At 75.0% G+C, this 6,420-nt stretch carries 5 protein-coding genes; 1 reads left to right on the top strand and 4 read right to left on the bottom strand.

The features are described 5' to 3' along the window. Window positions 1–33: 33 nt before the first annotated feature. The 3 genes from DZG00_RS10820 to DZG00_RS10830 all read right to left on the bottom strand — a co-directional run bounded on the left by DZG00_RS10820 (window position 34) and on the right by DZG00_RS10830 (window position 5,265). The gene (locus DZG00_RS10820) at window positions 34–975 is read right to left on the bottom strand and encodes a ComEA family DNA-binding protein (protein WP_233550121.1); all 942 of its coding nucleotides are present in this window, start codon (window positions 973–975) and stop codon (window positions 34–36) included. A gap of 148 nt (window positions 976–1,123) precedes the next feature. Then, entirely contained in the window at window positions 1,124–3,682 is a 2,559-nt protein-coding gene (leuS, locus tag DZG00_RS10825; RefSeq protein WP_119455610.1) for a leucine--tRNA ligase, read from the bottom strand. A 98-nt stretch (window positions 3,683–3,780) separates the two neighbouring features. Beyond that, window positions 3,781–5,265: an anthranilate synthase component I family protein gene (locus DZG00_RS10830; RefSeq protein ID WP_119383105.1), complete on the bottom strand. Its 1,485-nt coding sequence runs from the start codon at window positions 5,263–5,265 to the stop codon at window positions 3,781–3,783. 53 nt (window positions 5,266–5,318) lie between these two features. Between DZG00_RS10830 and DZG00_RS10835 the strand changes: the two genes are divergently transcribed. Then, entirely contained in the window at window positions 5,319–6,137 is an 819-nt protein-coding gene (locus tag DZG00_RS10835) for an aminotransferase class IV (protein WP_119455611.1), read from the top strand. 10 nt (window positions 6,138–6,147) lie between these two features. On the opposite strand, the gene DZG00_RS10840 is transcribed toward DZG00_RS10835, so the two are convergent. After that, a partial coding sequence (locus DZG00_RS10840; RefSeq protein WP_119455612.1) for an ATP-binding cassette domain-containing protein occupies window positions 6,148–6,420 on the bottom strand: 273 nt, incomplete at its 5' end.

A 6,420-nucleotide genomic window follows, 5' to 3' on the forward strand; every position in this document is an offset into this window, starting at 1 on the left:
GACGCCGGCCGCCGTCGGCCGCGGACGCCCGCGTCACACCCGGACCAGCGGCGTCAGGGACGCGAGCGTGCGGTCGCCGATGCCCGGCACGCGGCCGAGGTCGGCGACGCGCGTGAAGCGCCCGTGCGCGGATCGCCAGGCGATGATGCGCGCGGCGAGGGAGGGTCCCACGCGCGGGAGCGTCTCCAGCTGCTCGGCCGTGGCCGTGTTGATGTCGACCGGTGCCGACGGGCTCGCGCCCCCTCCCGCGGCACCGGCGGTCCCGGACGTCGCGGGCGAGGCCGGCGCGTCCCCCTGGCGCGGGACGACGAGCTGCTCGCCGTCGGACAGGACGCGCGCGAGGTTGACGCCCGCGGTGTCCGCGCCGTCGGCGAAGCCGTGCGCGGCGGCGAGGGCGTCGACGACGCGGCTCCCCGGCGCCAGCGGGAACAGGCCCGGGGAGACGACCGCGCCGACGACGTGCACGTAGATGGGCGTGCGCGCGCCGTCAGGGGATCCTCCGCTCCCGCTTGTGCCGGCGGTGTCGGACGTGGCGTCCGATGACGCTCCCGCGGGATCCGCGGCCCCGTCGCCGTCGTCGGAGCCGTCCGGTGCGTCGTCGTCCGCGCGCGTGCCGTGGGCTGCGGCGCTGGGACGTGATGCCGCGGGCGCAGACGCGGACGCCCCGCCCGCCTGCTGGACGGCGGTGACGAGGATCGTCACGACGAGGGCCGCGCCGACCAGCACGACCGCCGCGCCGATGCCGACGCGGAGCCGCACGCGGACCCCTCGCCCGGGCAGCGGATCCGCGCCGGCGGGATCGTCGGGCTCGCGCACCACGGCGCCGTCGTCGCCGTACGGGTCGTCCGCACGCGGCGCGCGCGGGTCCGGGTCGGCATCCGACGGCCACGCCGCATCGGCCGGCCATCCCCCGCCCGCCCATCCCGGCTGCTCGCCGGCGTCGGGTCCGGGACGGGGACGGTGGAGGGGGCGCATGCGGGCACGGTAGACGGCGCGCGCGGACGCCGGTCGTCCGAGCCGAGGTCTGGGGATCGCCCGCCCGGATCCACCCTGGGATGGAGCGAGGGCGGCCCGTCGCCGGACCGCCCTCGCGTCATCGCGCCGTGGGCGCGTGGACCGCCCCTCAGGGAGCGGGCGTGGTGGTGATGCTCACGATCTTGGGCGCGCGGACGATGACCTTGTCGATGGCGCGACCCGCGGTCGACCTCTTGACCCCCGCGGTCTCGCGCGCCAGCGCCTCGAGCTCGTCGGCGCCGATCTTCGCGTCGACCTCGAGCTTGTCGCGCACCTTGCCGTCGACCTGGACCACGGCCGTGACCGTGCTCTGCACGAGCAGGTTGCGCTCGGGCTTGCGCCAGCCCGCGAACGCCACGGAGCCCTCGCGGCCGAGGCGCTTCCACATGTCCTCCGCGGTGTACGGCGCGAACAGGCTGAGCGCTACGGCGACGACCTCCGTCGCCTCGCGCACGGCCGCGTCCCCGCCGCCTGGTCCCTGGTCGATGGTCTTGCGGATGGCGTTGACGAGCTCCATCGTGCGCGCGATGACGACGTTGAACTTGAACGCCTCGAGCATGCCCGGCGCCTCGGCGAGGAAGCGGTGGGTGACGCGGCGGAGCGCCTCGTCGCCCGTCTTCCACTCGACCTCGGGCGCGCTCGTGATGTCGCCCGTGAGCCGCCAGGCGCGCGCCAGGAACTTCGCGGAGCCGGACGGGGAGACGTCCTCCCAGTCGATGTCGTCCTCGGGCGGGCCGGCGAAGGCCATGGTCAGGCGGATGGCGTCGACGCCGTGCTGGTCCATCTCGCTCCCGAGGTCGACCCCGCCCTTGCTCTTCGACATCTTGCTGCCGCCGGAGAGCACCATGCCCTGGTTGAGCAGCGCGCTGAACGGCTCGGTGAAGGTGACGTAGCCGAGGTCGAACAGGACCTTGGTGATGAAGCGCGAGTACAGCAGGTGCAGGATCGCGTGCTCCACGCCGCCCACGTACTGGTCGATGGGCGCCCAGCGGTCGGCGTCGGCCGGGTCGAACGCCTTCGTGTCGTCGTTCGGCGACAGGAAGCGCAGCCAGTACCAGGAGCTGTCCATGAACGTGTCCATGGTGTCGGGGTCGCGCGTGGCCGGGCTGCCATCGACGGGGCTCGGCACGTTCGACCACTCGGTGGCGGCGGCGAGCGGCGACTTGCCCTTGGGCGTGAGGTCGAGGCCCGCGGTGTCCGGCAGGCGCACGGGCAGCTGGTCCTCCGGCACGCGGATCTCGGTGCCGTCAGCGTCGTACACGATGGGGATGGGCGTGCCCCAGAAGCGCTGGCGCGAGATGAGCCAGTCGCGCAGCCGGTAGCTCTTCGCGGCGCGGCCGCGGCCCTCCGCCTCCAGCTGCTCGATGACGCGCTTGATGGCCGGCTGCTTGCTCAGGCCGTTCAGCGATCCGGAGTTGATGAGGCGGCCCTCGCCGGGCAGCGCGACGCCCGTGCGGCCGGGCAGGACCTCCTCGAGGTCGGGCAGCTCGCCGTCCTCCGGGATGATGCGGATGGCGCCCGTGACGGGCTGCGTGGTGTCGACCACCACGCGCACCGGCAGGTCGAACGCACGCGCGAAGTCGAGGTCGCGCTGGTCGTGCGCGGGCACGGCCATGACCGCCCCGGTGCCGTAGTCGGCGAGCACGTAGTCGGCGGCCCAGACGGGGATCCGCTCGCCGTTGACCGGGTTGATCGCCGTGCGGCCGAGCGGGATGCCGGTCTTCGGGCGGTCGGTCGTGGAGCGCTCGATCTCGTTGAGGCGCTGCGTGCGCTCGAGGTAGCCGCGGAAGTCCGCGCGGATCTCCTCGGACGCGCCCTCGACGAGCTCCGCCGCCAGGTCGCTGTCGGGCGCGACGACCATGAAGGTGGCGCCGTGCAGCGTGTCCGGACGGGTGGTGAAGACCGTGACGGGCTCGTCGCGGCCCTCGACGACGAAGTCGACCTCCGCGCCGATCGAGCGGCCGATCCAGTTGCGCTGCATGCTGAGGACCTTGGCCGGCCACGTGCCCTCGAGCTGGTTGAGGTCGTCGATGAGGCGGTCGGCGTAGTCGGTGATGCGCAGGTACCACTGCGTGAGCTTCTTCTTCACGACCACGGCGCCCGAGCGGTCGGACGTGCCGTCCGGCAGGACCTGCTCGTTCGCCAGCACGGTCTGGTCCACCGGATCCCAGTTGACCCAGCTGTCCTTGCGGTAGGCGAGGCCCTTCTCGTGCATCTTGAGGAACAGCCACTGGTTCCATTTGTAGTACTCGGGGTCGCTCGTGTGGAGCTCGCGCTCCCAGTCGAAGGAGAGGCCGTAGCGCTTCATGGAGCGCTTCTGCTGGTCGATGTTGGCGTAGGTCCACTCGCGCGGGTCGACCCCGCGCTTGATGGCCGCGTTCTCGGCGGGCAGGCCGAAGGAGTCCCAGCCGATGGGGTGCAGGACGTTGAAGCCCTGCTGGCGCCAGTAGCGCGCCACCGCGTCGCCGAGCGCGAAGGCCTCGGCGTGACCCATGTGGAGGTCGCCCGAGGGGTACGGGAACATGTCGAGGATGTACTTGCGGGGGCGGCTGTCGCTCGCTTCCGGCGTGCGGAACGGCTGCTCGCGCTCCCAGACCTCCGACCACTCGGCCTCGATGGCGCGGAAGTCGTAGGTCTCGCCGGGGGTGTCGGGGGTCTCGTGTGCCAAGGGCGCTCTCGATTCGGTGCGGGGGTCGCGGCCGTGAAGGCCTCGACAAGACTAGTGAACCGGCCGGGTCGCTCCCGAACCCGTGGAAGGTGCGCCCTTCACGCGTCGCGGCGCGCCCTGGGGAGGGACGGATGCGGCGCGTCGGGGCGGCGTGGCGATGACGGAAGGCGGCCCGCGCGGACCGCGGCCAGGAGCGGTGCGGCCTTCACGCGGACCTCCTCCAGCTCCTCCTCGGGGACGGAGAGCGCCGTGATCCCGCCGCCGGCGCCGACCGTGGCGCGCCCGTCCGTCACGACGACGGAGCGGATCACCATGGCGAGGTCGACGCGGCCGTCGTCGCCGAACCAGCCGAACGCGCCCGCGTAGACGCCGCGCGGCCCGCGCTCGAGCGCCTGCAGGATGCCGACGGCCGCGGACTTCGGGGCGCCCGTCATGGATCCGGCCGGGAACAGGGCCCGCACGGCGTCGACGGCCGAGATCCCCGGGGCGAGCTCGCCCTCGACGCGGCTGACGAGCTGGTGCACCTGCGCGTAGGCCTCCACGGCGAAGAGGCTCGTGACGCGGACGGACCCCAGCACGCACACGCGGCTGAGGTCGTTGCGCATGAGGTCGACGATCATGACGTTCTCCGCGCGCTCCTTCTCGCTCGCGAGGAGCTCCGCGCGCGCCCGGGCGTCGGCGGCAGGATCCGCGTGCCGTGGGCGCGTGCCCTTGATCGGCAGCGTGCGGAGCGTGCGGTGCGCGTCGACCTCGACGAACCGCTCGGGCGACGCGCTCACGAGCACCGTCCCGCCCGCGCGCAGGAAGGCGCCGTGGTGGGTCGGGCTCAGGGCGCGCAGCGCGAGGTGCACGCGCACGGGGTCGACGGTGCCGGGGACGACCGCGCTGTTGGTGAGGCACAGCTGGTAGGCGTCGCCGGCGCGGATGGACTCCTGGCAGGAGCGGATGAGGTCGAGGTAGGCGGCGTCGTCGTGGCGCCAGGCGGGGGCGGCGTCGCCGTGGGCATCGGTGCCGTCCTGCGCCACGGGAGCGGCGCCCGGCCGGACGACGTCGGCGAGCTGCTCCTCGACGGCGTGCGGCCACGGATCCCCCGCGCGGGCCACGGCCCAGACCTCCCCGGCCGCGTGGTCGAAGGCGAGGAGGCGGTCGACGCGGAGCGCGGCGGCCGGGACGGGGCCGGCGGCCGGCGCGTCGGCGGGTCCGGACGCGGACGGCGGGGCGTGGTGCAGCGGGACGGCCTCCGTCCAGGCGTCGTACGGGATCCAGCCCACGAGCCCCAGCCGGAACGCGAGGCCGGCAGGGAGGGCGTCGTCGGACGCTGCGGGCGGCCCGGCGTCCCCCACGGCCGGTGCCGCGGGCAGCAGATCGGCGAGCCCCGCGAACACGCCCCGCGGCCACTCCGAGACGGTGCCGGCGGACGCCGCGAGGTAGCTCCAGCCCTCCCCCGCCGAGTCGTCGAGCCAGGCGACGTCGCCCGCCGACCCGTCCGCGAAGAGCGCGAGGAAGACGTCCTGCGGATCGTGCCATCGGCCCAGCCGTCGGCCGACGACCGGCCGCGCGGCGCGCGCGTCGGGCTCGTGCATGCTCGGCCTCCCGGTGTCGTGAGCGCCCCCGGCGGCCGCCTAGCCTCAAGGGTATGAGTTCCGAGACGATCCTCCGGTGGACCGCGTCCGGCTGGGCGCCGGGCGCCGCGGATCCCGCCGGTGGAGGGGCCGAGGAGACGCGACCGGCCGGGCACCGGGTGCTCGCCGCCGACTCCTTCCTCGTCGACGCAGGGCGCGTCCTCGCGCTCGACGTCCACCGCCAGCGGTTCCTCGCCTCGCTGCGCCTGCGGTCCGCCGCGGTGCCGGATCCCGCCGCCTTCCTCGACGCCGCGGTCGCCGCCCTCCCCCGCGACGGCGCCTGGTTCCCGCGCGTGGAGGCGCTCCGGGGACCCGACGGCGACGTCGCGCGCCTCATCGTCCGCCCCGCGCCGGAGCGCACGGCGTCGGTCGTGCTCCGCGACCACGACGGGCCGGATCCGCGCACCATGCCGCGCGTGAAGGGACCCGACCTGCACGCGCTCGGCGCCCTGCGCAGCCGGGCCGCCCGGCACGGCGCGGGCGAGGCCGTGATCCTCGCCGACGACGGCACGATCGTGGAGGGCGCGTACAGCGCGATCCTGTGGTGGCACGGCGATGCCCTGGCGGTGGTCGAGGGCGACGTGCCGCGGATCCCGAGCGTCACCGAGCGCAGCATCGTCGCGCTGGCCACGGCCCTCGGCGTGGACGTGCTGCACGAGCGCGCCCGGCCCGCCGATCTCGACGGGCGCGAGGTGTGGGCGGTGAGCGCTCTGCACGGGATCCGGCTGGTGCGCGGCTGGATCGACGGGCCGGCCACCGCTGCCGAGCCCGGCCGGGTGCGCGCCTGGCGCACCCGACTGGACGCGCTGCGGCGCGAGCTGCCCGCGGGCTGAGGAGGGCGCCTCAGCCCATCCGGATCCCGTCCGCCGCGACCCGCAGCTCCACCGTGCGGTCGACGAGGTCGTCCGGCACGTCCGTGTGCGTGAGCAGGAGCACGCCGCGACCGCGGTCGCGGGCGGCGGTGAGCACGTCGCGCAGCACGGCGCGGGCCCGGTCGGCGTCCACGTCCGCGGTCGGCTCGTCGAGCACCAGCACCGGGAAGTCGGCGAGCAGGGCCCGCGCGAGGGCGATGCGCTGCGCCTGCCCGCCGGAGACCAGTCCGCCGCGGTCGCCGAC

The organism is Clavibacter lycopersici, from assembly GCF_003576405.1.
GTDB classification, from domain to species: domain Bacteria; phylum Actinomycetota; class Actinomycetes; order Actinomycetales; family Microbacteriaceae; genus Clavibacter; species Clavibacter lycopersici.

Excerpts from the sequence above, each read along its gene's own strand:
- DZG00_RS10830 (WP_119383105.1), bottom strand. The coding sequence starts at position 5,265 with ATGCACGAGCCCGACGCGCGCGCCGCGCGGCCGGTCGTCGGCCGACGG.
- DZG00_RS10835 (WP_119455611.1), top strand. The coding sequence starts at position 5,319 with ATGAGTTCCGAGACGATCCTCCGGTGGACCGCGTCCGGCTGGGCGCCG.
- DZG00_RS10820 (WP_233550121.1), bottom strand. The coding sequence starts at position 975 with ATGCGCCCCCTCCACCGTCCCCGTCCCGGACCCGACGCCGGCGAGCAG.